Origin of the sequence: Frankia sp. CcI156, assembly GCF_001983015.1 — a bacterium.
Classification (GTDB): Bacteria; Actinomycetota; Actinomycetes; order Frankiales; family Frankiaceae; genus Frankia; species Frankia casuarinae.
In genome coordinates this window covers 1-24,491 of record NZ_MOMD01000070.1, presented here as the reverse complement: position 1 = coordinate 24,491, position 24,491 = coordinate 1, and the positions used below count along the sequence as shown (strand labels likewise).

The window sequence follows — 24,491 nt, the reverse complement described above, 5'->3', positions numbered from 1 at the left end:
GCCGACCGTTCCCACGGTCCGCCCGGCCTGATCAGTGCCATAGCACGGTCGGGTCGACCCAGCCGGTGGCCAGCAACGCGATGACCGCCAGGCCGACGGTGATCGCCAGCCCGTCGGGCCAGCGCAGGTGCTCGGAGGCCGGGAAGTCCAGATCGTCGTCGTGACGTTCCACGTCGCTTCACCCCTGGCGCAGGGCCGCGCTGGCGGGTGGAGCGCCGTGCGAGGGCGAGACCGGAGCGCTGTGAGCCGGAGCGCTGTGAGCCGGCGCGCTGTGAGCCGGCGGACCGCCGGTCCATGCCCGGACCACGGAGTCGGGCTGAGACTGCCTGGCGCGGTGCCGGCTGCGTGYCGGCCGGTCGCCGCGTCCCACGAGCAGGCGGCTCAGGTCGAACAGGAGCGGGACGCTCAGATAGCTGTGGCCGAGCTGAAACAGAATCACGAGCCAAAAGTTTCCCCAGCCGAACCTCCAGACGTCGAGACCGATGCCGGTCCATGTCGCGCACGTCGTCAGCAGTAGCCAGCAGAAGGCGGTCCGAACCACGCCGCGGACCATCKGGTTCCCCCTTTTGCGCACGGAGCCGGTCRCCACCCAGGATGCCGTGCGACCACGCACCATGTGCAGGATCGCGACAGCGTGGCAGAAGCTGTACACAAGTTGCACCCGCAGCACTTCGAAACGCCATCGACCGCGGCTGGTGGCCGGGAGCAGGACCAGCCACACCCAGGCGGCGGCCAGGAAGGGCAGGAAATTATAGGGCCGCACCAGCTCCGGGTAGACGTACACCATCAACAGGCCAGGAATGTTAATGGTAAAGACGTTGATCGCGGTGGAAATATAGTAGAGGAACCCGCTMCAGAAGCAGACCCGCTGTTTCCAGTCGAGTCTGATGTGGCGTAGCTGACGGGTCCGCAGCAGGGCCATGGAGCCGCTGCACCAGCGGTACTGCTGGTTGATGAAACCGGCCAGGTCAGCCGGGCACAGGCCAGTCGCCAGCACCACCGGTACATAGCGGGTGGTGTAGCCCGCCGCCAGCAGCTTGACACCGGTGAAGACGTCCTCGCTGTGTTCGATCTGGGCGAAGCCGCCTGCCTTCCGCAAGCTGCCGCGCCGGTAGATCGCATTGGTTCCGACGCAGATCGGGACGCCGACGGCATCGCGGGACGRCTGCACCCAGCGATAGAAGAGCTCCTGGGTGGCGCCGGCGGTCCGCTGCAGCCAGCCCATCGACCGTTTCGTATCGAAGTGCTGCGGGCTCTGCACGATACCGACGCTCGGGTCGTCGAGGTACGGTGCCAGGTGAAAGAGGTAGTCCGGCCGCGGGCAGAAGTCGGCGTCGAAGATGGCGATGTAGTCGCCGCGCGAGTGCTCGAACCCGAACTGGATGTTACCGGCCTTCTTCATCCGGCCCCGGTCCGGCCGGCTCAGGTAGCTGAAGCCGTGGGCGGCGGCCGCGGCGGCGACCTCCGGGCGGCCGCTGTCGTCGAGGACGTACGCCCGTAGCTGCCCCGGCCACCTGACCCGGGCGATGTGTGAATAGGTGTTGAGCAACACCGGGAGAGGTTCACCCGCGCTGGGAAGAAAGATGTCGACGCTGGGGCAGTAGATCGGCCGCCAGCCGCTGACCAGGCCCTCATGGCTCTGTCTCGTTACGCGCCGCCGGTGCTGGGTGGCCACAATCGTGAAGGCCGAACAAATCGCGTTGAGCCCGAGTAGCAGGAGAAACACCCACAACGCCGACGCCAGCAGCGCGAACTTGACCAGGCTGAACGAGGCAAGGGTGAACGACGCGGTCATGCACAGTAGTACCCAGCGCCGCTGTCGGCCGAGGTAGGCGTACACCAGTCGGTCCGACGGCGGGCTTGGCAGCGACTCGTTCCGAGCTTCTGGGACCGGCGCTTCTGKGACCGGCGCTCCGTCGACGGCACCGTTCCTTGGCGCAATCCGATCCGCCGCATATTCCCTGGGGGGCATCACCGAGGCCGCGGCGGAAGAGTCTCTCCTTTGTTCGCCCAGCTCGGCGGCAAGGAACTCCTCGCCAAGATCGACCTCCACGGTCCCCCCGGTACCCTGTGATCAAGGTTGATGGTAGTCTATGGGGTCTCATGGGGACCGTTACGAGCGACCGTTACGAGCGATAGCCCCGGTACCCTTTGATCAATGCTGATGGTAGCCCATGTGGGCCGTTGCGACCCGGTGGCCCCGGCGTCGCCAGGGCTACCGCGACTGATACCGCCAACGGGAAGTTGTCGCGCAATTACGATGCGCTACGTCGGGCTCTCGGGGGTGGGCCGCGCCGTGAACGCGCCTTCAGGCACCTCTAGAATCCAGGCACAAATTCCGTCGTGAGCCGGTTGTCAGAACCACGGCTGCTAACGGAGACGGTAGGCACTCATGCGTGCGGCGCCGCGGTGCRCAATGAGTGCGCGTGAAGGTCAGGTTCCGGCGGGAGGGGGCGGCCGTGGGTTCGCAGACCGCGCGGCGACGGTTGCCGTGACGACGCCTGACGGGTCAGTTCCGTGGGACGTGGCAAACTCCCGCGCGACACCGCTGCTCGACAGTGACCCCGTGACTGTCGGGACGTACCAGCTCGTGGCGAGGCTGGGCCAAGGCGGGATGGGAATCRTCTACCTCGGCAGGAGCCGGGACGGGCGGCCCGTGGCCGTCAAGGTGGTCCGTACCGACCTCGCGCGGCAGCCCGAGTTCCTGGCCAGGTTCCGTCGTGAGGCCGAAGTCGCCCAGCGGGTCGCCAGATTCTGCACCGCGGAGGTGCTTGAGGTCGACGTCGAGGCCGATCGCCCGTACCTGGTGACGGAGTTCATCRACGGTCCCACGCTCGCGGACGCGATCGCCGCCAACGGTCCCATGGCGGAGGCCGACCTCGAACGCCTSGCCATCTCGGTCGCGGCGGCGCTCACCGCCATCCACGCCGCGGGAATGATCCACCGTGACCTGAAGCCGTCGAACGTCCTGCTGTCGCGGCTCGGTCCGCGGGTCATCGACTTCGGCATCGCGCGCGCGATGGATTCCACGACCTCGCTGACGACCTCCACCGGCCTGATCGGCACCCCCGCTTTCATGGCTCCCGAACAGGCGCGCGGCGCGCTGGTCACGGCGGCCGCGGACATCTTCGCCTGGGGCGGGGTGGTGACGTTCGCGGGCACCGGGATCGGCCCGTTCGGCAAGGCGACGACCCCGGTCCTGCTGTATCGAGCGGTGCACGAGGCGCCCAAGATCGACGGCCTGCCCGACGGACTCCGTTCGATCGTGGCGAAAACGATGTCCAAGGAGCCGGCGGACCGGCCGACCGCCAGCGATCTCTACCAGTCCCTCCTCGGCCTGTCCAACGTTGACGAGGCGGTGCGAGGCGAAGCTGGCCCAACCGCCGTCACCGTGGTCACGGATCCGCCGGTCAAGCCGCCGGCGCGCATGGACGCCGGAGCCTCGCGGACACCGTCCGACTCCGTGGGTTCCGTGGGTTCCDCCAACCCGGCGATGCCACCGCCGAGCGACGACATCCTGTCACCACTGGACCTGTCGCCACTGGACCGTCCGGCACCCGGCCGCGGCTACCCCGAGGGTGGCGAGCCGAAGCAGCAGCAGCGGCAGCGGCGCGGCCGGTGGCAGCGGCGCACGGTGGTGTCGCTGGTGGCCAGTCTCTGCGCCGTCGCGGTAGCGGTGACGGCCACCCTCATGTTCGTCACCCACAAGGACCCCGCTTCGGTCCCCGAGAGCATCGAGGTGTCGCGCCGGCTGGCGAGCGAGGCGGCGGCGGCTAGCACGACACAACCGCAGCTGGCCCGCCAACTTGCGCTGGCGGCCTACCGCGTCGAGCCCACCGAGGAGGCCCAGCGCAGCCTGATTGAGAACTTCGGCGGGGTAGAGATCAATACGCTGGTTGGCCACACCGAGCGGGTGATCGGAGTACGGTTCAGCCCCAACGGCAGAATGCTGGTGACGGGAAGCGACGACAGCACCGTCCGGCTCTGGGACATCAGCAACCCCATGGCCACCAGACCGCTCGCGGTCATCCCGGGGGACAGCGGCACCTTCCTGCAGGGCGGCTTCAGCGCGGACGGGCGGCTGCTGTCGACGTCCACCGACGACCACATTGTCCGGCTCTGGGACATCTCCGTGCCCGAGCGGCCCAGGTCGCTGGCGGTGCTGCGGGACGTCAACAACAGCGTCGCCTTCGCGGTCGGCGGAAAGACCATGGCTACCGCCGGCACCGACAACACCGCCAAGTTGTGGGACATCACCGATCCCCACCAGCCGCGGCTGGCGGCCACCCTCGTGGGACACACCGACTGGGTCAACACCGTGGCGTTCAGCCCGGACGGGAGAATGCTCGCGACCGGCAGCCACGACCGGACCATCCGGCTCTGGGACGTGTCGACCCCGACCCGGCCCACGCCGCTCGCGATCCTCAACGGGCACGAGAACGCGGTGCTCGGGCTCGCCTTCCGGCCCGACGGCAGGATCCTCGGATCGACGTCGGCGGACCGGTCCGCCCGGCTATGGGACATCGCCACGCCGACGGAACCGAAAATGCTATACACCTTCACCGACCGATCGGACTGGGTGAGTAGCGTTGCCTTCCGCGTCGACCTGCACCTGATGGGCACGACCGCGCGGAAGGCCGCCCGGCTGTGGGACATCTCCGACCCGCGCAATCCCCGCCCGGTCGGCGGCCTGCTCGGACACACGGCGACGGTGCGGCGCGTCCAGTTCAGCCCGGACGGCACACTGGCCGCCACCTCCGGCGACGACAACACCGCCCGGTTGTGGGACATCGACCCGGCCCATATCGCCAAACGTGCCTGCACCGATCCGACAGCCGTGATGAGCGAGGCCGAGTGGGAGCGGCACGCCCCGCAGATCCCCTACCCGTCGCGGTGCCCATAGCGGAGTGATCCCGGCCGGGCCGGCGTGGTCGCCACCCTGCGTGGCGAGGCCGTTGCTGATCGGTGACGCTTCGCCACCCTCCGACAGGATACTTAGTTAAGTACCGCGTAGAGTACCGAGGTACTCTACGCGGTACTACCGCCACGGTACTATCGCCGCATGCCCAGAACCGTTACCCTCGGCGCCGCCCGCACGCCCACCGGCAAGCTCGGTGGCGGCCTCGGCTGCGCGGCACTCTGCTCGGGCGGCGGCCAGGGCGACGCTGTCACCCTGGAGGCTTGATGATGCCGCTGGACGGACTCCGCGTGGTGGAGCTCGCCGCGATCGGGCCTGCGCCGTTCTGCGGCATGATGCTCGCCGACCTTGGCGCGGACGTGCTGAGAGTCGAGCGGCCGGGCGGGCCGGCCGACGCGTGGGGGCGGTCGCCGGTCCTCGACCGCGGCCGGCGCACCGTGACGCTCGACCTCAAGGACGCCGGCCAGGTCGCCCAGGCGCTCGACCTGGTAGCCGACGCGGACGTGTTCCTCGAGGGCTTTCGGCCCGGCGTGGCCGAACGGCTGGGCCTGGGGCCGCGCGAGTGCCTGGCCCGCAACCCGCGGCTGGTCTACGGTCGGATGACGGGGTGGGGGCAGAACGGGCCATACGCCCACACCGCCGGCCACGACATCACGTACCTGGCCGTCAGCGGCGCGCTGCACGCCATCGGCCGTGCGGGGGAGCGGCCCGTGCCGCCGGTCAACATGCTCGGTGACTTCGGCGGGGGCGGCATGCTGCTCGCCTTCGGGGTACTGGCGGGCGTGTTCCACGCGCGACRCACCGGCCGCGGTCAGGTCGTGGACGCCTCGATAGTCGACGGCGCGGCGCTGTTGACGGGCATGGTGCACGGGTTCCTGGCGGAGGGGTCATGGCGGGACGACAGGGGTGTCAACCTGCTGGACGGCGGCGCCCCGTTCTATGACACCTACGTCTGTCAGGACGGCGGGTATGTCGCGGTCGGCGCGTTGGAGCGGAAGTTCTTTCGTGCGCTGGTCCAGCGGCTTGGCCTCGAAGACGATCCGGCATTCCACGGCGACCACCTGGATCGGGCTCGGTGGCCCGCGATACGGGCGAGGCTCACCGAGACCTTCGCCAAGCGTCCGCGCGACGAGTGGCACGTCCTCTTCAGGGACACCGAGTGCTGCGTGGCGCCGGTCCTGTCACTGGCCGAGGCGGCCGCCGACGAGCACAACGTCGCCCGTGGCGTGTTCCGTGAGCTGGACGGTGTCCGCCATCCGCAACCGGCTCCGCGTTTCGGCGACGGCTAGGGCGTGTCGGCGACGGCTAGGTTCCGGCTGCGGTGACGCTGCGAATGCCGTCGAGCACAAGCGAGGCAAGCTCCTCGTAGGCATCGGCGTCGTGTAAGCCGGTGGCGGCAAGGACGCGACCGGTCTGGATGCGCTCCATCGTCGCGGCGATCGTGTCGGCGATGAACGCCGCGTGAACATCGCGGAATTCTCCCGCAGCGACGCCGTCGCCGATGAGCTGACGGACACGCGCGGCGGCCGCGGCGATGTTGTGCTCATACACCTCCCGGGCGACGTGGTGCGCGGCGAGGTCGAGCCTGAACGCGGGCGATGCCGGACGCAGCGCGYGACCGATCGCCGCCAGGTAGGCCACGAGCCGGTCGGCCGAGGACGCGGCTTCGGCGGTCTCGGTCTCGACCTGCGCGGTGGCCCGGCGGAAGTAGTGCCTCACCGCGTTGACCGTAAGCTGCTCCTTGGACTGCCCGAGGGCATACAACGTCGTCTTGGAACAGCGCAGCCGCGCGGCGAGCTGCGCGAGCGTGAAAGTGCGGAATCCCTCGGCCAGAAAGAGGTCGACCAGATCGTCGAGCAGAACCTCGGGGCGTGTTCGTGCTGTCGGCACGGCATGATCCTATTCGGTGGCGCCTCGGRCCTCGGCGGTGAGGTCGCTTTCCTCCGCTTTCCTCATCGCTACCTCCTCGTCGGCGTCCTGCCGACAGCGATGAGCGTGCCCTTCGCCCGCGTATGCGACATCCGACCCGCGGTGCTTGGATCCGGGACCTGGCTCCCACCAGGGTGGGTCCTTCGACCCGGTTCAGGCACAGCGATGCTCCGGTGTGTCGATGGTCGGGTGTGTCGATGGTCGGGTGTGGGTGTTCAGTCCTCACTCGTCTTCTTCAGGGCGTAGACGGCGGCCTGGGTCCGGCTGGTCATGCCGAGTTTTTCGAGGATGCTGGAGACGTAGTTCTTCACGGTCTTCTCGGAGAGGTGTATCCGGGTACCTATCTGCCGGTTGGTGAGACCTTCGGCGATGTGCTGGAGGATTTCGCGTTCCCGGGCGCTGAGGGAGGCCAGCGTCGGGTCTTCCCTGGGCCCTTGGCGCATTCTGTCGAGGACGCGGCGGGTGACCGATGGCGAGAGCAGCGACCCGCCGGCGGCCACGGTGCGGATGGCGCTCACCAGGTCGTTGCCGCGGATCTCCTTCAGGACGTAGCCGGCGGCACCGGCCATGATGGCGGAGAACAGGGCCTCGTCGTCGTCATAGGACGTGAGAATGAGGCAGGCGACGTCTGGATGGGCGGAGCGGATGTCGCGGCACACGTCGATGCCGCTTCCGTCGGGGAGCCGGCCATCGAGGACGGCCACGTTGGGCAGGAGCGCCGGGATTCTGCGGATCGCCTCGGCGRCGAGTCCGGCCTCGCCGACCACCTCGATGTCGTCGTGGCGATCGAGGGTCTGCCGTAGACCGTTACGCACGATTTCGTGGTCGTCGAGAATGAATACCCGGATCGTCTTCATGCGGAGGAGGATACGGTGCCGTCCTCGGAGCCGCCACGCTGTGAAATGGATGCCGGGTTCGGGACCTTCGGCCCTTGGACCGGTCCTTGGCCCGGCGTCGACGGGTGTCTGCCAGCCACCGCGGCGGCGCGTCGGCGGCGCGTCGGAGGCGGGKGACGGTGGGGACGTTGGTCCCAGGTAGGATGGACCTTCGTTCCCTCCATGCACGACCCGAGCATGCTGCCGCGGCCGCCGGGACGCGGGCAGGCTCGTGCCATGAGTCTGGAGACCACGGTGAACCCGCTCCCGGCGGAGCGAGGCGCCTCGGCCTCGGCGCCAGCGGTGGCGCCGACGGTGGCGTCGGGGCCTCCTGCCAGGGTCGTCGAGACGGCGCGGTCCGTGCTCGTCTTCCTTGGAGATCGTGTCTTCAAGGTCAAGAAGCCGGTCGACCTCGGTGCCGTGGATTTCCGCGGCAGGCAGGCGCGGTTGGCCGCCTGCGAGGCCGAGGTGAGACTCAATCGTCGCCTCGCGCCCGACGTCTACCTCGGCGTCGCCGATGTCATCGGACCGGACGGGGAGCCCTGCGACCACATGGTCGTGATGCGGCGACTACCCGAGGCGCGCCGGCTGTCGACGCTTGCCGAAGGTGGCACCGAGGTCAGGGCGGAGATCCACGCCCTCACCCGGGTGCTGGTCGACTTCCACGCCCGGTGTGAGACCTCGTCCCGGATCGCCGAGGCAGGTGGCCTGGACCGTCTGCGTGGGCGGTGGGACGCCTGCTTCGCCCGGGTACAGCGTGACCATGGCGCGGCGGTGAGCGCCAGCATCCTCGACCATGTGAACCGTCTCGCCGTGCGGTACCTCGACGGCCGCGACGAGCTCCTGCGGGAGCGGCGCGAGGCCGGGCGGATCCGCGACGGGCACGGCGATCTGTCCGCCGCGGACATCTTCTGCCTCGACGACGGGCCCAGGGTGCTCGACTGCCTGGAGTTCGAACCCGGGCTGCGGGCGGCCGACGTCCTCGCGGACGCCTGCGCCCTGGCAGCCGACCTCGAGTGGCTCGGACGCCGCGATCTCGCCCGGCTCTTCCTCGATCACTACCGTGAGATGGCTGGTGAGACCCATCCTCGGTCGCTCGAGGATTTCTACTGGGCGCTGGCCGCGCTGGGGCGCTGCCAGGCGGCGTGCCAGCGTGTCGCGGCCGGCGAGAACGCGGCGGCGGAGGCGCGGGCCTTCGCTGACCTGGCACTGGCCCGGTTGCGCTGGGGCCGGGTCCGACTCGTGCTGGTCGGCGGCCAGCGCGGCACCGGGAAGTCCACGCTCGCCGGCGGGCTCGCCGGCACGGAGCGGTGGACCGTGCTCCGCTTCGACGACGCCGCGGCGGACCTGGCGGCCTCGGCCAACCGTCACGATCTCGCGGCGGGGGGATGGGCAGATGCAGGGGGATGGGTACCGGCCGACGACGTCGACGCGGTCCACCAGGAACTGCTGCGCCAGGCCGGCACAGCGCTGCGCCGCGGCGAGTCCGTCGTGGTCGACGCACCGTGGAACCGGCACAGCCAGCGCGCGCAAGCGGCCGATGTCGCTCGCCGTGCCTTCGCGGACCTGGTGCAACTGCGCTGCACGGCCCCGCCCGATCTCGCGGCAACCCGTACCGACCGGCGTTCCCCGGCAACCACCGCGGCAACCAGCGCCACAGGGTCCGTCGGCCTTGGCCGTCTCGCCGACACCGTCTCCCGGATCGAACCCTGGCCGGAAGCCAAGATCATCGATACGGCGGTGGCCATCGCCGAGTCGCTGCACAACGCCCGCCGCGCCGCGGCCTGATCGGCACGCGAAGCGATGTTCCGCAGTGCTCTGGGTGCTCTGGGTGTTTCGGGTGCTCTGGGTGTTTCGGGGAAGACCGGATGGCCCGGGAGCGGCCACCGCCGAGCGCGGGTAACGCATCGACAGCTGATGGGGATCGCCAATGCGTCCGCGGCAACCGAACCGGTTCTAGTACTGTTCGGGCGTGGGCATGGAAACTGGGTCCRCAGCCAGCCAGAAGCGGGCGGGAACGGACCCTTCGTCGGTCTCTTCGTCGGTCTCTTCGACGGGCTCACCGACGAGCGAGAACCTGACTTTCCCGCTCGTCGCGCGGCTCGAACTCGATGAACTGCTGACGCAGCTGGTTGACCGGGCCCAGGATGTGCTGGCCACGCAGAGCCGGTTGCGCGGGCTGCTGGCGGCGAGTCGGGCCATCGCCACGGACCTGCGGCTGCCGGTGCTGCTCAGGCACATCGTGGAGGCGGCGTGCGAGCTGCTGGACGCCCGGTACGGGGCGCTGGGCGTCGTCGCGCCGGACCGCACCCTGGAGGAGTTCGTCCACGCCGGCATGGACCCGCGGGACGTCGACCGAATCGGTCATCTGCCCACCGGCCACGGGGTGCTCGGTCTACTGATCGATGATCCTCGGCCGCGTCGCCTCGACGACATCTCCCGTGACCCGAGTGCGTATGGCTTCCCCCCCGGCCATCCGCCGATGAGGACCTTCCTCGGCGTACCTATCACCGTGCGCGGCGAGGTGTTCGGCAACCTCTATCTGACCGAGAAACGCGGCGGCACGGCCTTTACCGCCGAGGACGAGGAACTCGCGCTCGCCTTGGCCGCCAGCGCCGGTGTCGCGATCGAGAACGCCCGGCTGTTCCACGACACCCAGCAGCGGCACCGGTGGATGAGCGCGTCCGCCGACGTGACCCGCCAGATCATGGCCGATGCCGACGGCGCCCTCGAGTCTGTTGCGGAACGCGTCCGCACGGTCGCCGACGCGGAGTTCGTCTCCATCGTCCTGCGCGACGAGGAGGCCGGCAGCGCRCGGGTCGCCGTCGCCGTCACCGTCGGAGCGGACACCGTTTCCGGCGCCGGTCAGCGGATACCTCTCGACGGCACCCTCACCGGTCGGGTGATGGCCGAGCAGCAGCCGTTGCGCGTGGAGGACGCGCAGCTTGACGCCCTCCCCGAGGAACGGGACGCCGCCACCGGCCCCCTGATCGTCCTCCCGATGGTCGCCGGCACCGACCACGTGTCCGGAGTGCTGCTTGTCGGTCGAAACCGGGGGAAGCGTCCCTTCAGCGACACCGATCTCGCCAGTGCCGCGAGCTTCGCGGGCAACGTCGCGATCACTCTGGAACTGGCGCGGGTCAAGGCCGACCGGGAGCGGTTGGTGGTCCTGGCCGACCGTGGTCGCATCGCCCGTGACCTGCATGACCACGTCATCCAGCGGATGTTCGCCGTTGCGCTCGGCTTGCAGGACATCGCCCAGTACGAACGTCCATCGAACGCCGAGCGCATCAACCAGTACGTCGAGGACCTTGACGTTACGATCAAGGACATTCGGCGGTCGATCTTCGAGCTGCGTGCCAGCGGYGCGTCCAAGCGAAGCCGACTGCACGCCGCGATCGACCGGATCGCCGAGGACGTGCGTCCGGCCCTCGGCTTCACGCCGACCGTCCGCTACTCCGGACCGCTCGAAACCGTGATCGGTGACGATCTCGCCGACCAGGTGATCGCTGTCGCCCGGGAGTCGTTGACCAATGCGGCGCGGCATTCGCAGGCCGGGACCGTCGAGCTCCGTATCGGCGTGGCCGGCGAGTCGGTGGTCGTCGACGTGATCGACGACGGTGTCGGCATAGGTCCCGGCGGCCGGCGCAGCGGGTTGGACAACCTCCGGACCCGGGCCGAGCAGCTCGGCGGATCTTTCACCCTCACCACACCGGCAGGCGGGGGCACCCACCTGCACTGGGCTGCGCCCCTGTGACACTGGGCCGCGCCCCTGTGACACTGGGCCGCGCCCCTGTGACACTGGGCCGCGCCCCTGCGCGGGGAGACCGTTGGTCCGCTGAGGGGGGACGATCGGCCCATGTGACCAGGCGGCAGCCGCGGGATGGTTGACTCATGAACCTTCCCGTGAATCTCCCCGCCCTTCGCCTGTCCCGCTCGATGCCAGCTCCGGCGTCAGCCGCGGAGAACGGCACAGCGGCTGCGGGCACGCACCGACCGTACCGGGCGATCGAACCGGGCAGTCGGTCCTGCTGCTGCCCCTCCGAACCGGTGGCGCAGGCGATATTTGTCCCCGGTGACACGCGTTCCCATGAGGTCGAGGTGCTGTTGTGCGCCCATCACCTGCGGTGCAGCGCGTCGACACTGAGGTCGTTGGGCGTCGCCGTCTACGACCGGCAGGGGAACCCGATCGAGGACACGGCCACGCTGTTCGGCCGGGACCGCTGACCCTCGGTTCGGCTGACCCGTCGGGTTCGCGTGAACGACTGAACAATGATCCGTCGTCGCTGATTCCGCCAGGTTGTCAGGTTGTGTCATCAGGTCCCATGGCCTCGCGTCGACGCCAAGGAAGGCGGTGACACATGAAATGGATGACAGCGGATGGTCATCTCATCGAGGAGACGGTCGTCAAGGCCGGTCCCGAGCGTCCGGCACGAGTCCTGCGGGTGACCCGGCAGGAGCGTGCGGTCGGCCAGTATGCGTGCTGGGCCGATCTGATCGTCAATATTGATGTTCGGCGGATGACCGAAGTCGAATGAATGACMTGTTATTGGTGCAGGACTGAGCACGGGTCTGAGATGTCGAGGGCCACTGAGTTCTCCCCGCGAGGCGCCGTTCTGGAGGTCGTCCGTGTGCAACTTTCCGGCTGCAGAATCCTGGGACGAGACCGATCTCGCGGCCTGTGTGATCGGGGGCGTGAGAGAGAACGCCCATCGTCTGGGGGTATTCTGGCGGTCGCATCCCGCGACTCCCGGTTCGAGCGGAGACTGGGTGGAGGTGGTCGATATCGGCGCCGGCCGGCTCGCCATCTGCGTCGGCGACGCGGCCGGACACGGCGAGCAGGCCGCGAGGTTCGCGCGACGGTTTCGGGAGGCGATGCGCCGGCACCTGCTCGCGGGTGAGGAGCCCGAGGCGACCATGCATCGCACGATGAACGATATCGCTGGACCCGGCGATATCGGGGAAATGTTTGCTACCGCTTTTCTCGCCGTCGTCGATGCCCGGTCAGGCCAGGTGGTCTACGTCAACGCCGGGCATCCGCCCGCCCTGCACCTGCCCGGGTCCGCGGCTGGCGGCGGCAGCTGCGCCCGCGAGCCACGGTCGCTCGGTCCGACCGGGCCCATCCTGTCTGACCTTTTCGCCGGAAGCGAGATCTGGTCGTCCCGATCGCTGACCATGGACGTCGGAGACCGCCTACTGCTGTACACCGACGGCATCAGCGAGGCGCGCGACGCGCACGGCACACAGTTCGGGACGGAATCCCTGTCCGCCGGCCGGATCGGAACCGACTCGCCTGACACGTTGCTTGACCGCCTTTTCGCGCAGCTCGCCATCCATGCGCACGGGGTCGACGGGGACGACCGCACGATGGCGATCCTGGCCCGCGATCCACTGGTCGCCCMCGCCGCCGGCTACTCACCGCGCTGTCGGGCCGCGGAGAGGACCCTGGCAGCTGACGGGGCGTCGCGAAGCAGCATTGAGAAGCAGCCTGGTCGGGAGAGACGAGGTCCGTCATGTTCGCGGTACGAATTCACGGGTTCGGCGGTCAGGGCGTGCTGACCATCGCCGAGCTGTTGACCATCGCGGCAGTTACGGAGGGTCGCTACGGACAGGCATCCATGGCCGGCKGGCCGGAACACATCGGCCACCCTACGGTCGCCTGCTGCCGGATCGACGACGATCCATTGCCCGGGTGGGAACCGGTCGTGTTCCCGGATGCGGTCATCGTCCGGGACGCGGCGCTGCTGCAYGTCTCCGACGTGTTCCATGGACTCGGGGCGGATGGGTTCATCCTGCTCGACTCGGCACGCGACCTTGACGATTTCGGGCTGCCCAGGCTCACCCGGTACCGGCCCGAGCGGACGATCAGCATGCCCGCCAGCGAGATCGCCCAGCGTGAGCTGGGGCATCCGCTACCGAACACGGCTCTGCTCGGTGGCTTTGCCGCGTTGACCGGAATCGTTTCGATCATCGCGGTCGAGACGGCCATCCGGGAGCGGTTCGCCGGTCGGCTCGCGGACGACGGCATCGAGGCGGCTCGGGACGCCTTTGCGTTCGTCCGCTACACCGAGCGGCGCAGGGCCGGGCTTCTGCCGGTAGCCCAGGCCCAGGAATGAGCCTGGGCGCCGGCAGGCCGTGCCGGCAGTGAGCCTGGGAGCCGGCAGGCCGGCGGCGGAGGTCCAGGTCAGCCGACCTGTGACCTGCTCGACCGTGCGCAGGCCGCGGCCGACGATGGCGGTCTTCTCCACCGGGAAACCAAGGTCGGAAAGTTGGTCGACGGCCCTCTCGGCCTCGCTGTAGGTGTCGAAGGTGGCCACCACCTGCTGCGGCTCGCCTACCCGGTCCACCGGGGTCCCGCCCGGAGCATCATCGAAGCGCGGGTTCCCGCGGTGGAGAAGACCCATCCGAGGCGGAGGCGACCCGGGGCCGAAAGGTGATCCGGGGCCGAAAGGTGATCCGGGGCCGAAAGGTGATCCGGGGCCGAAAGGTGATCCGGGGCCGAAAGGTGATCCGGGGCCGAAAGGTGATCCGAGGTCAGAAGATGATGGTGTGTCCTTCGCGGGATGCGTCGGTGGCGGTGTAGGCGACGCCGTCGACTTTCAGACCGTCCTGATCAAGCAGGGTGATGATGCCGCCCCGGTTGCCCAGCCCGACCGGGGGTGCGAGCGGGATCCGCACGGTGTCCCCGGCTGGCAGGTTGGTGGGCGGAAGGGGGAAACGGTGCCGACCGCTGTCGATGATCGTMCAACCGGTGAGGTCGACGGGCCCTGGGGTGGTGTTGAGCAGGGTGACGGACTCGGCTTCCGGTGCCGGTCCGATGGGGTTGACCAGGGCGGCGACGATGCGCAGGCGCCGGTCGGGTTCCCCGGGGGCTGGTTGGCCGCCCGGTCCGGCCGATGGAACGGCGCGCAGGGTGTGGCCGGTCGTGTCGTCGGTGTGCCAGGCCTGGCTCTGGAAGGCCAGGAACAGTGCTGTCCAGCGGCCCGCGGTGGGGAAGTGGAAGAGCAGGGCACCGTCCTGCCAGCTGCCGTCGTCGGCGATGAAGCGACCGCTGTTGCCCTGGTTCATGTGGACGTCAWGCACGCCGTTGCCGGGTACGAAGCCAAAGATCTTGTCTGGTTTCGTGGGCTCGGGCCCCCATCGCTGGCCGAAGGCGTAAATGTGGCTGGTCGGATCGGCGGTCGCACGCTGGACGTGGTGGTCGAGGCGGTCGGCGAGGTCGTTGTCCGGGCCGGGGCGGTCGGGGGGGAGCGCGTGCAGCCCGGTGCGATCGAACAGGTTGCCCCGGACGAAGTCCAGGGCGAGACCGCCGGGCCTGGACTTCAGGGGGGTGAACCCGTCGGGCAGGTCAACGAGGCGGTCGAGGATCGGATGGTGGAACTCCTCGACCGCGATGTACAGCAGTTCGGACGGGGGCTGGGCGGACAGAACGTTTACGGCGACTCGGAAAGAGYCACCACCCTCGACGTGTATCTGGTAGTGCGGGCTGTCGTGCCCGCCCTCCCTGCGCCGGTCGAGTAGCCGGCCTTTCAAGACGCCGTAGCCTGCCAGCGGCATAACATTTCCCCGATTTCCGCGGCGATGAAAAGATCCGGCTGAACGATATCATTCCCGTCTGGCCAGGCGGGTGCGGCGGGGGGAGCTCACCTATCGGTTGGTCTGCGGTCACCCAACGGTGATGCGGGCCGCCTGCGGGCCGGCGGCCGACCCCCATCATGGAGGGACGGTCATGAAAAGGCGGTGATTCATGGTCGGCGTGGCGCCCGGGCGGTTACCGCCGGAGTGTCTCCAGGCGGGATACAAGGTCCGTAGGCGGCGGCATGTCGCGCATTTCCCGGCGTGTCTCGCCTACGGCGAGATCAGGGTCGGCGACGATCTCATCCCGGCCGACCTACGGGCCAGGCCGCTCGCCGCTCCCGGCTGAKGGCGAGGGTCGCCGCGTGCAGCCCGGCCATGCCGTGTACCCCGGCGCCGGGAGGGGTGGCGGCGGAACACAGGTAGACGCCGGGCAGCGGCGTCGCCCAGGGGCGTGGCGAGAGCACCGGCCGGGCGACCAACTGGCGCAGGTCGGCGGTGCCACCGCCGATGTCGCCGCCGATCTCGTTGGCGTTGTGCGCCTCCAGCGCCGTCGGTCCCATCACGTGGCGGGCGAGCACCCGGTCGCGGAATCCGGGGGCGAAGCGTTCGACCTGGGACTCGAGCGCGTCGGTCATGTCGACGCTGGAGCCCAGTGGGACATGGCAGTAGGCCCACCCGGTGTGCCGGCCGGCCGGGGCGCGGCTCGGGTCGGCGGCGCACGCCTGAACGAACAGTACGAACGGCCGGTCTGGATGGTGGCCGCGGGCGACGGCCCGCTCGGCCGCGGCGATCTCGGCGAGCGTGCCGCCCAGGTGCACGGTCGCCGCCCCGGCGACCGCCGGATCGCGCCAGGGCACCGGTCCGTCGAGCGCCCAGTCAATCTTGAAAACTCCCGGTCCGTACCGGTATCGGCCGAGCGCGGCGCGGTAGCGGCCGGGCAGCGCGGCGTCGGCGACCGCGAGCACCTGGCGAGGGGTGAGATCGAGCAGCACGGCCCGCGCGGGCGGCAGTTCCGACAGGCTGGTCACCGGGGCGCCGGTGACCAGTTCGCCGCCGAGTTCGCGCAGCCGGGCGACCAGGGCCTCCGCCAGTGATGATGATCCACCGACGGCTACCGGCCAGCCGACCTGGTGCGCGAGCACCCCGAGGAACAGCCCGTAGCCTGCGGTGACCGGGCGATGTAAATCGATCATGGAATGGGCGGCGAGCCCGGCGAACAGCGCTCGCGCCGCCTCACCGCGCAGCGCGGCGCGGGCGAGCGCGGTCGCGGACCACAGCCCGCGCACGCCGAACCGGGCGAGGGTCAGGGGCGCGGCGGGCGGCAGGTCGAACGGTGCCAGCACGCCCTCGGCCAGCCGCGAGCCGTCGGACGCCAGCGGGCCGACCAGCCGGCGCCAGCCGGAATCGACGCCGTCCCGGTCGGCGAGGCCCGCCGCGGTGGCGTCGAGGTCGCGGCGCAGCAGCGCCGCCGGGCCGTCGTCGAGCGGGTGGGCGAGCGGCACCGGCGGATGCGCCCACCGAAGCCCCTCGGTCGGGGTCGGGCCTGCGGTGGGGGTCGGGTCCGCGTAGGACGCCGGGTTCGCGGAGGACGTCGGGTTCGCGGAGGACGTCGGGCCTGTGCCGAAGGCGCGCAGTGCGGGGGAGGCGAGCGCGAGCGGCAGGACGGTTGCGCACACGTCGTGCCGGAAGCCGGACAGCGTCAGCTCTTCTGTTCGCAGCCCACCACCGGGAGTGCCCGCGGCCTCCCGGACGAGTACCCGCCAGCCGGCCTCGGCCAGCGTCAGGGCGGCGGTCAGCCCGTTTGGACCGGCCCCGACGATCACCGCGTCGAAGCTGTCCGTGCTCACGGTGCACCTCTTCCATGCGGATTCCAGGCACGATCGTGCCGCCGCCGGGCATCGAGCCCGAACGTGATGCCCGCCCGAACGTGATGCCCGCCCGAACGTGATGCCCGCCCGTCCGGCCGCGACCCGGGGCCGCCGTCGCGCCGCTGGTCCGAGCCCAGGAGCAGATGCCACAGAAGGYGTCCAGCGTCACGCATAAATGGGGCGTCTGTCACAGAGGGAAACTCGGCTGTGGACTCGCACGTTGAGATCTGTGCATCATTAGTCACTTTCCGTTTCTGCGGGTCCAGGGTGGGCGTCGGATGTGGTCGGACCGCGGTGTCCGACGGGCGCCGGCAAACCGTCGCCAATGGTCACACTTCGGGGSCGATCTCCGACGAGACACCCGTCCCGCCGCATCGAACTCGAGGAGGATGCCATGACCGCTTCGGTTTCCCCGCCGTCACCGTCCCGGCACAGCCATTCGCCGCCCATGTCCGGGTCCACCGCCAAGAACGTGCGCCGGACCCGGGGTGACCACAACCCCCTGCGCCCCGATCTCCAGGCCTCCCTGGTCGTGTTCGTCGTGGCGTTGCCCCTGTCGCTGGGCATCGCCGTCGCCTCGGGGGCGCCGGTCGCAGCGGGTCTCCTCGCCGCGGTGATCGGCGGCGTCGTCGCCGGCGCCCTCGGCGGTGCGCCGTTGCAGGTGAGCGGGCCGGCCGCCGGGCTGACCGTCATCGTCGCCGACCTCGTCCACACCTACGGGTGGCGCGTTACCTGTCTGATCACCGCAGGGGCCGGGATTCTGCAGATCCTGCTCGGGCTCTGCCGGGTCGCCCGCGCCTCCCTGGCCGTCTCGCCGGCCATCGTCCACGGGATGCTCGGCGGCATCGGGCTGACGATCGTCCTCGGCCAGTTCCACGTGGTGCTGGGCGGACAGGCCGAGAGTCACGCCTGGGAGAACGTCGCGGCAGTGCCCGAGGCGATCATCGATCCGCACGGTTTCGCGACCCTCGTCGGCTTCGTCACCATCGCCACGATCCTGCTCTGGCCCCGGTTGCCGAAGAGGCTGCCGAACGCCGTCCGAGCCATCCCCGCCTATCTCGCGGCGGTCGTGACGGGCACCCTGCTCGCTGCCGTCGCGGGCTTCGACCTGCCCAGGGTCGACCTGCCCTCGTCCCTGTTCGACGCGGTCGCCCTGCCGGGCCTCCCACACGGCGACTGGTCCGGCATCGCGCTGGGCGTCGTCACCGTGGCCATCGTCGCCAGCGTCGAGTCCCTGCTCTCGGCCGTCGCGGTGGACCAGCTTGCCACCACCCGAGGCTGGCGGGGGCCGCGCGTCGACCTCGACCGCGAGCTGCTCGGGCAGGGCTCGGCGAACCTCGTCTCGGGCCTGGCCGGCGGGTTGCCGATCACCGGGGTGATCGTGCGCAGCTCCACCAACGTCGCCTCCGGCGGGCGTACCCGGAAGTCTGCCGTCCTGCACGGCGTCTGGGTGCTGCTGTTCGCCGTGTTCCTGGGCCGCATGGTGGAGTGGGTCCCGCTGTCCGCCCTCGCCGGCCTGCTCGTCGTCGTCGGTGCGCGGCTGGTCAACGTCGCGCATCTGCGCCACGTCCGCCGGCACGGGGAGCTGCCCGTCTACCTGGTGACAATCGTCGGTGTCGTCGCCCTCGACCTCCTGCAGGGCGTCGCCCTGGGTCTGCTCACCGCGCTYGCCCTGGTCCTGCGCCGGGTGCTGTGGTCGAGTGTCCGGCTGGTCCGCACCGGCGAGCTCTGGCAGGTGGAGGTCGAGGGGACGCTGAGCTTCCTGTCCCTGCCCCGCCTCGCGCGGATCCTGGGCCGTATCCCCGCCGGTGCCCCCGTCTCGATCGAACTCATCGTCGACTACCTTGATCACGCCGCCTATGAGCATCTGCGTGGCTGGTGCGCGAACCACGAGGCGTCCGGCGGGACGGTGAGCGTCGACGAGATCGGCCAGGTCTGGTTCCGCCGGCCGGCCGAGGTCGCGGAGCAACGGCGCCGCACCGTCGTCCCGCACCTCCCGCGCTGGTTCGCGCCCTGGTCGCAGTGGCAGGAACTGGAACTCGCCTCGTCATCGTCTGATTCCCCTTCGTCTGATTCCCCTTCGTCGGGATCGCGGTCTTCGGATTCCCAGCCCGCCGGCGTCACTCCGCCGGCGATCCACCCAGTCCAGGGCCCGGACCCGGCGGCGTCGGTGCCGGCGCAGGCCTCCCCCGACCGGACATTCGACCACGTCAGCACGATGCTGTTCGGGGTGAACGAGTTCCACCGGCGGGCCGCCCCGCTCCTGCGGGGCACCTTCGACGCGCTCGCCGGGGGACAGCAGCCCGGCGCCCTGTTCCTCACCTGCGCCGACTCCCGCATTGTTCCCAACATCATCACCAGCAGCGGTCCCGGCGACCTGTTCACGATCCGTAATGTCGGGAACATCGTCCCGGTGGACGACCCCGCCGGATCCGACCCGGACGCGCCCTTGCGGCGCAGTGGTGACCTGTCGGTGACCGCCGCGCTGGACTACGCCGTCGACGTCCTGCGGGTGCCCTCGCTCGTGGTGTGCGGCCACTCCGGCTGTGGCGCCATGCAGGCGTTGCTGTCCGGCACGCTCGACGGCGCACCCGACTCGGCCCTGGCGGGCTGGCTGTCRCACGCCGCCGCCTCGCTTGAGCGGACGCCCCCCGCCGGCACGGAGGATCTGCCCCCGGTGGAAAGGCTGGGCCGCGCCAACGTGGCGCAGCAGTTGGAGAACCTGCGCGCGCATCCGGCCGTGCGCCGTGCCCTGGCACGCGGCACGCTGGAACTYGTCGGCCTGTACTTCGACATCGCCGACGCGCGCATCTGGGTGCTCGAGGAGTCGACCGGCCGGTTCGTCGACCCGATGGACGCGTTGCCGACGGCGGTCATCGGGACCGGCTCGCGTCGCCGGTGGGACGCACCGGTGCGGGTGCCCGCACCCATGGTCGCGGTCGGCGCGGGTCCTGCCGACGAGCAACCGCCGCCCGCCGGCCGGCGGGCCCGGTGGCTCGGCCTGCCGCGGTAGTGCCGCAGCGGTGAAGGGCCGCCGATCGCCCGGGGCCCTGGATCCCAGGATCCGGGATCCAGGGATCCGAGGTGCTGACCCCGCGGATGCACCGATGGTCGGCGACGTCGACCGTTTGATGACGTCGACTGTTTGATGACAGAGAGTTGCCGAGGGTTAGGCGCGGTTTCAAGACCGGAGACCGTTACCAACCCTCGGCGATTCGCCGTCGCGCCAGTTCGCCGTCGCGCCAGTTCGCCGTCGCGCCAGTTCGCCGTCGCGCCAGTTCGCCGTCGCGCCAGTTCGCCGTCGCGCCAGTTCGTCCGCGGGGGTCACGAGGCCGGGATGACCCGCTCCGGGTAGTCCAGCCAGGATGTCTGACCGTCGGGGGTGACGGTGAGCCCGAAGCGGGCGCAGGACGGCCGCCCTGCGTTCACCCACCAGTCGTAGGCCATTTCGAGTTCGTCCCACAACCGTCGTGGCCCATACTGGGTGACCTCGTGCCCGTCCGACTGCCCGTCCGACCCGGCGGTCAGTGACGCCCACGAATGTGACGCCGCGTGGGACAGCAGAAGTGTTCTCGCCGGGCCGCCTTCCTCGATCTGCCCGGTGGTGCAGCCGGGCAGCCACAGGCCGACCGCGAATCCGGCCGCGGCGTCCGCGAAGGGCTCATCCAGATACCGGCAGGTTGTTCTGACGTCGGCGTCGTCCTCGCCGAGCCACCAGACGGGTCTGTCGGCCCGTTGGCCGCGCAGCCGCATGAAACCCGCATCATCATGAAAATGGCCCGAGGCGGTGCCGTCCGCGACGGTCAATGACAGCAGCGCCCCACCGAACTCGCTCGTGAACGGCAGCACGATCCGCCCGCCCGGCCGGGTCTGCGTGATCCAGGGGTAGGGAACGGTAACCACCGACGCCGTGGCGATGATCCGGTCGTAGGGAGCCCGATCGGGAAACCCCGCCGCGCCGTCCCCGACGACCACCGTCACCGGACGGCCGATTCTGGCGAGGACCGCGCGGGCGTGCCCCGCGATTCCCGGATCGATCTCGATGGTGGTGACCTGGCCGGTCRGGGTCCGCTCGGCGAGCAGCGCCGCGTTATAGCCGGTCCCGGTACCGATCTCGAGGACGTTCATCCCGTCCCGCACATCGAGGAGGTCGAGCATCCGGGCCATGACCCACGGCGCGCTGCTGGAACTGGTCGGTATGACGCCCCTACCGTCGTACCTGCCCGTCCCGTCGTCGACCTGCGTCGTGATCCCGTCGTCGCCGCGGCACAGCTCCGACCACCGCTGTGGATCATCCTGGCGCCGGAGCGGGACCAGGAAGAACCCGTCCTCGTCCCGGACCCAGATCTCATCCGGGATGAAATCCTCGCGGTTCACCCGGCGGACGCTCACGCCTTCCCTGAGCCCTTGCACACGCCGCAGGAGACGGTCTCGTTCTTGCCGTCGCTGGTCACGGTGATCTTCCCGCTGCCGTTGCAGGTCGGGCAGGCTACCGGTTTCGCGTGCTTACCCACCCGACCGCCTCTCACCCGGGGTCATCTAGCCACCTGGGGCCACCTGGGGGTTCGGACCCACGGCCATGATTCCATCCGGACGGTGCCGCGCGTCAAGGGGCCGCGGCAGCCTCGTGGCCGGGCCGGGAAACCGGTCGAACCTGACGATTCTGATGCGATTTTCACTCGACCTCCAAGCGAGCGGTGGGTGATGACGCCGCTGCGTTCGGGCGGGTCGCCCACGATGCTGTAGTCGGGCAGAACGGTCACCCCGAGCCCCTGGGCGACCATGAGCTTTCCCATCCGCGCGCCGGCGCCGATGGACGCCGGACCCGGCGGATCTCGCTAAAGCGGGCGGCAGACGTGTGTCAAGGTCCAGTCGGTTCCGGTTCCGGTTCCGGCCGCGGTCCTGGTCGCGGTCGCGGCACTCTCCGTTTTCGGCTGCGTGCCGGTCGTGCCGTCATGACCGCCCGCGCCGATCCGATGGTGCAGGAGGGTCGCCGTCAACGGGGCGACGTCGATCCGCCAGAACATCTCGACCGGGCAGCGCAGGGCGGYCACGAGCACGCCCCGGATGACCGCCGGATGGGTCACCGCGATGATGTGGCTCGGTTCGGTGCTTCGCCGGACCAGCCAGTTCTCGACGCGGCTGAGCAAGCTCAGTAGGGATTCGCCGCCCGGCGGGGCCACCGCCGGATCGCTGTGCCACCGGCGCAGCTCGTCCGGGGGAATCTCGTCCAGGCTGCGCCCCCGCCAGGCCCCGACGTCCAGGTCGCGCAGGGCCGGATCCACCTCGGGGACGACGGGTAGGCCCGGGGCCCGCGGGATGGTGACGTCACCCTTGCGGGCACCGAGGCCCAGGGCGGCGGCGGTCTGACAGGCCCGCGCGGATCCGTCGCAGAGCACCCGTCCCGTCGCGGGAAGCGCGCCAGCCGCTACCGCCTCGGCGGCGCCGGCGGCTCGGTGCAGCCCGTCGGCGTCGAGAGGCTCGTCGATAGGGAACCGGGCGGCCCGCAGGGCCACGGTCGGCGCGCAACTAACCAGGGCCAGCCGCACCGGCGGCACCGATCGCACCGATCGCGCTGGTGGGGGCCGCGGTACGTCGGAACGCGCGTTCGGTCAACGTGCCGAACAGCAGGCCGATGGCCGCCCAGACGGTCGCCTGGATGGCGAGCGAGGCGATCCGGAACCGCCACAGCACGTCGGCCGGGAAGCCCTCCGGCGTCTCGTGCACGTGGGGCAGAACGGCGTAGACGACGCCCAGGACCACCAGCCCGCCGACGGCGGCGGCGATCGTCGCGTTCCAGCCGCCGAGCCGGCCGGTGAGCCGCCGCGCGGCCACACCCGTCCCGACCACGACGATCACCGAGATCAGGATCATGAGGAAGTACAGGACGGTCCGCCGGCCGATCGTGTCGGGATTGCCGATCGCGGGGGGATTCGCCGGGTACTTCAAATCGGGCAGGAGGTAGACCGCGGTGAACCCGGCGAGGGCGACCAGGGCGGCCGTCCCGCGGGGCCCGAGGGTGCCCAGGCGGCCCTGCACGCACGCGTACGCCAKGGCGAACATGCCGCCGATGGCGACGGAGAAGAGCAGCAGACCGGTGAACAGACCGAGCGTCGACTGCACGGTCCGGGACACCGGCTCGGACTCCTCGTGCGCGTGAGCGGCGAGACCCACCGCCTCGTGCGCATGAGTGGAACTCTCGCCCGCCGACTCGAAGGTGATCGCGTGACCGATCTGGCTCTCGCCGAGGGTCTTCGCGACGATGAAGGCGAGCACGGCGGCGACCAGACCGACGAGCATGCCACGGATCAACAGTGTTCGTGCCACAGCGTCTCCTCGCTGGAACAGATCGGGAGGAGGCGTTAGTGGCAGGGGAAGCCGAGCAGGTGGCGGGCGTCGTGCACGAACTCGTGGACGTAGTTCCCGCCGAAGATTGACAGCGCGCCCTGCTCGGCGCCGACGAAGTACAGCCCGAGCAGCGCCAGCAGCCCGCCGAAGAGCAGGAAGGGCACCAGCTCACGCATCGGGATGGTCGGCAGGGCCGGCAGGGCCGGCTGGGCGAGCGGTGCGGGGGAGACGGCGGGGTGCGCCATGAGGAGAACCTCCACTGGAATCACGCGTTCCACGGGTAGGACGGGTTCGGGCAATGGGTCTGACTTCCGAGACCGTCCAGGACGGACGGGCCGATCACAGTGGCGCGACCATGCCGGAATCACACCGGCTTCCATCACACGAACATGTAGAGATAAACAGCGCTATGTAATCCTGTCAAGTTTTATGGGCCGCCAGGATGGCTGGACGGGCCCGGGTGCGGTCCCGTGGGGCATGCTGGTGTGCATGACGACGACGCTCGCATCGACCCTGGTGCCCCTAATGGGACATACCGGGCAGCCGTGAGGCAGGCTCGGTTCCGGTAGCCGCCAGCAGGTGAGCACTCGAGGCCCCTGGACGCAGGACGAGTCCTAAGGTCAGACCGTGCCCCTGCCGGTGGTCGGGAGAGCGGACCACAGATGGGATGTCGTGCCCGCTGATCGTGGCGTGAGCACTTGACCATTAGGGCGTGGTGGATCTCCTGGAGGCTGYCGGACCTGGTGCCGAGAGACGGGAGACCCGGATGCTGTTCGTCGGTGACGACTGGGCGCAGGACCACCACGATGTGGAGGTGCAGGACGAGACGGGTCGGCGACTGGCGAAGGGCCGGCTGCCGGAGGGCGTGGCCGGGATCGCCCGGCTGCACGCGCTGATCGGGCGGCACCTGGCCGAGGACGCCGGCCCGGAGCAGGTCGTGGTCGGGATCGAGACCGACCGCGGCCCGTGGGTGCG

General features: G+C 70.0%; 22 protein-coding genes and 2 pseudogenes. 11 read left to right on the top strand and 13 right to left on the bottom strand.

The window, feature by feature from the left end; all coding sequences use genetic code 11:
* Positions 1-31: 31 nt before the first annotated feature.
* The gene (locus tag CcI156_RS25970; RefSeq protein ID WP_023842071.1) at positions 32-172 is read right to left on the bottom strand and encodes a hypothetical protein; all 141 of its coding nucleotides are present in this window, start codon (positions 170-172) and stop codon (positions 32-34) included.
* A gap of 6 nt (positions 173-178) precedes the next feature.
* On the bottom strand, positions 179-2,053 hold the full coding sequence (locus CcI156_RS20805) for a glycosyltransferase family 2 protein (protein WP_076807695.1): 1,875 nt from the start codon (positions 2,051-2,053) through the stop codon (positions 179-181).
* Between the two features lie 513 nt (positions 2,054-2,566).
* Here CcI156_RS20805 and CcI156_RS20800 point away from each other — a divergent pair.
* The 3 genes from CcI156_RS20800 (at position 2,567) to CcI156_RS20795 (ending at position 6,207) form a co-directional block, all read left to right on the top strand.
* Positions 2,567-4,903, top strand: coding sequence for a WD40 repeat domain-containing serine/threonine protein kinase (locus CcI156_RS20800; protein WP_254847541.1), 2,337 nt, complete (start codon positions 2,567-2,569; stop codon positions 4,901-4,903).
* A 159-nt stretch (positions 4,904-5,062) separates the two neighbouring features.
* Positions 5,063-5,185 (top strand): hypothetical protein, encoded by a 123-nt coding sequence (locus CcI156_RS27445; protein ID WP_255353884.1) that lies wholly within the window; start codon positions 5,063-5,065, stop codon positions 5,183-5,185.
* On the top strand, positions 5,185-6,207 hold the full coding sequence (locus CcI156_RS20795) for a CaiB/BaiF CoA-transferase family protein (RefSeq protein ID WP_076807690.1): 1,023 nt from the start codon (positions 5,185-5,187) through the stop codon (positions 6,205-6,207). The genes CcI156_RS27445 and CcI156_RS20795 overlap by 1 nt, the downstream gene beginning before the upstream one ends.
* A 16-nt stretch (positions 6,208-6,223) precedes the next feature.
* Here the strand turns inward: CcI156_RS20795 and CcI156_RS20790 are convergent, their stop codons facing one another.
* Positions 6,224-6,808 (bottom strand): TetR/AcrR family transcriptional regulator, encoded by a 585-nt coding sequence (locus tag CcI156_RS20790; RefSeq protein WP_076807688.1) that lies wholly within the window; start codon positions 6,806-6,808, stop codon positions 6,224-6,226.
* A 254-nt stretch (positions 6,809-7,062) separates the two neighbouring features.
* Entirely contained in the window at positions 7,063-7,704 is a 642-nt protein-coding gene (locus CcI156_RS20785) for a response regulator transcription factor (protein WP_076807686.1), read from the bottom strand.
* 255 nt (positions 7,705-7,959) lie between these two features.
* On the opposite strand from CcI156_RS20785, the gene CcI156_RS20780 reads away from it, so the two are divergent.
* From CcI156_RS20780 to CcI156_RS20760, 6 genes are all read left to right on the top strand, one after another.
* The gene (locus CcI156_RS20780) at positions 7,960-9,510 is read left to right on the top strand and encodes an AAA family ATPase (protein ID WP_023842051.1); all 1,551 of its coding nucleotides are present in this window, start codon (positions 7,960-7,962) and stop codon (positions 9,508-9,510) included.
* Positions 9,511-9,700: 190 nt separating this feature from the next.
* On the top strand, positions 9,701-11,479 hold the full coding sequence (locus tag CcI156_RS20775; protein ID WP_076807683.1) for a GAF domain-containing protein: 1,779 nt from the start codon (positions 9,701-9,703) through the stop codon (positions 11,477-11,479).
* A gap of 137 nt (positions 11,480-11,616) precedes the next feature.
* The gene (locus CcI156_RS20770) at positions 11,617-11,949 is read left to right on the top strand and encodes a hypothetical protein (protein ID WP_011437635.1); all 333 of its coding nucleotides are present in this window, start codon (positions 11,617-11,619) and stop codon (positions 11,947-11,949) included.
* A 143-nt stretch (positions 11,950-12,092) separates the two neighbouring features.
* Positions 12,093-12,260 (top strand): hypothetical protein, encoded by a 168-nt coding sequence (locus CcI156_RS25965; RefSeq protein WP_175443412.1) that lies wholly within the window; start codon positions 12,093-12,095, stop codon positions 12,258-12,260.
* Between the two features lie 232 nt (positions 12,261-12,492).
* Positions 12,493-13,281, top strand: a complete 789-nt coding sequence (locus CcI156_RS20765) for a PP2C family protein-serine/threonine phosphatase (RefSeq protein WP_254847539.1) — start codon at positions 12,493-12,495, stop codon at positions 13,279-13,281.
* The gene (locus tag CcI156_RS20760) at positions 13,236-13,838 is read left to right on the top strand and encodes a 2-oxoacid:acceptor oxidoreductase family protein (protein WP_076807678.1); all 603 of its coding nucleotides are present in this window, start codon (positions 13,236-13,238) and stop codon (positions 13,836-13,838) included. Before CcI156_RS20765 ends, CcI156_RS20760 begins: the two co-directional genes overlap by 46 nt.
* A 63-nt stretch (positions 13,839-13,901) precedes the next feature.
* Here CcI156_RS20760 and CcI156_RS27905 read toward each other — a convergent pair.
* The 3 genes and pseudogenes from CcI156_RS27905 to CcI156_RS20740 form a co-directional block, all read right to left on the bottom strand.
* Positions 13,902-14,126: pseudogene (locus tag CcI156_RS27905) on the bottom strand (general stress protein); the annotation flags it as partial.
* A gap of 130 nt (positions 14,127-14,256) precedes the next feature.
* Complete coding sequence (locus CcI156_RS20745) at positions 14,257-15,279, bottom strand: DUF2278 family protein (RefSeq protein ID WP_076807676.1); 1,023 nt, start codon at positions 15,277-15,279, stop codon at positions 14,257-14,259.
* Between the two features lie 320 nt (positions 15,280-15,599).
* Entirely contained in the window at positions 15,600-17,147 is a 1,548-nt protein-coding gene (locus tag CcI156_RS20740; protein ID WP_076807673.1) for an NAD(P)/FAD-dependent oxidoreductase, read from the bottom strand.
* A gap of 415 nt (positions 17,148-17,562) precedes the next feature.
* Here CcI156_RS20740 and CcI156_RS20735 point away from each other — a divergent pair, with 415 nt between their 5' ends.
* A complete protein-coding gene (locus tag CcI156_RS20735; RefSeq protein WP_023842047.1) occupies positions 17,563-20,181 on the top strand; it encodes a bifunctional SulP family inorganic anion transporter/carbonic anhydrase in 2,619 nt (872 codons plus the stop codon).
* Between the two features lie 311 nt (positions 20,182-20,492).
* Here CcI156_RS20735 and CcI156_RS20730 read toward each other — a convergent pair whose 3' ends face one another.
* The 6 genes and pseudogenes from CcI156_RS20730 to CcI156_RS20710 all read right to left on the bottom strand — a co-directional run bounded on the left by CcI156_RS20730 (position 20,493) and on the right by CcI156_RS20710 (position 23,761).
* Positions 20,493-21,545: a methyltransferase domain-containing protein gene (locus CcI156_RS20730; RefSeq protein WP_254847538.1), complete on the bottom strand. Its 1,053-nt coding sequence runs from the start codon at positions 21,543-21,545 to the stop codon at positions 20,493-20,495.
* 11 nt (positions 21,546-21,556) lie between these two features.
* Positions 21,557-21,682: a hypothetical protein gene (locus CcI156_RS27440; protein WP_023842045.1), complete on the bottom strand. Its 126-nt coding sequence runs from the start codon at positions 21,680-21,682 to the stop codon at positions 21,557-21,559.
* Positions 21,683-21,850: 168 nt separating this feature from the next.
* Positions 21,851-21,973 (bottom strand): annotated as a pseudogene (locus tag CcI156_RS27900) (LysR family transcriptional regulator); the annotation flags it as partial.
* 33 nt (positions 21,974-22,006) lie between these two features.
* Positions 22,007-22,735, bottom strand: a complete 729-nt coding sequence (locus tag CcI156_RS20720) for a histidine phosphatase family protein (RefSeq protein WP_254847537.1) — start codon at positions 22,733-22,735, stop codon at positions 22,007-22,009.
* A complete protein-coding gene (locus CcI156_RS20715) occupies positions 22,698-23,495 on the bottom strand; it encodes a CbtA family protein (RefSeq protein WP_076807664.1) in 798 nt (265 codons plus the stop codon). Before CcI156_RS20715 ends, CcI156_RS20720 begins: the two co-directional genes overlap by 38 nt.
* A 35-nt stretch (positions 23,496-23,530) precedes the next feature.
* The gene (locus CcI156_RS20710; protein ID WP_011437626.1) at positions 23,531-23,761 is read right to left on the bottom strand and encodes a CbtB-domain containing protein; all 231 of its coding nucleotides are present in this window, start codon (positions 23,759-23,761) and stop codon (positions 23,531-23,533) included.
* A gap of 521 nt (positions 23,762-24,282) precedes the next feature.
* Between CcI156_RS20710 and CcI156_RS20705 the strand changes: the two genes are divergently transcribed.
* The coding region (locus tag CcI156_RS20705; RefSeq protein ID WP_139140179.1) for a transposase at positions 24,283-24,491 on the top strand (209 nt) is incomplete at its 3' end.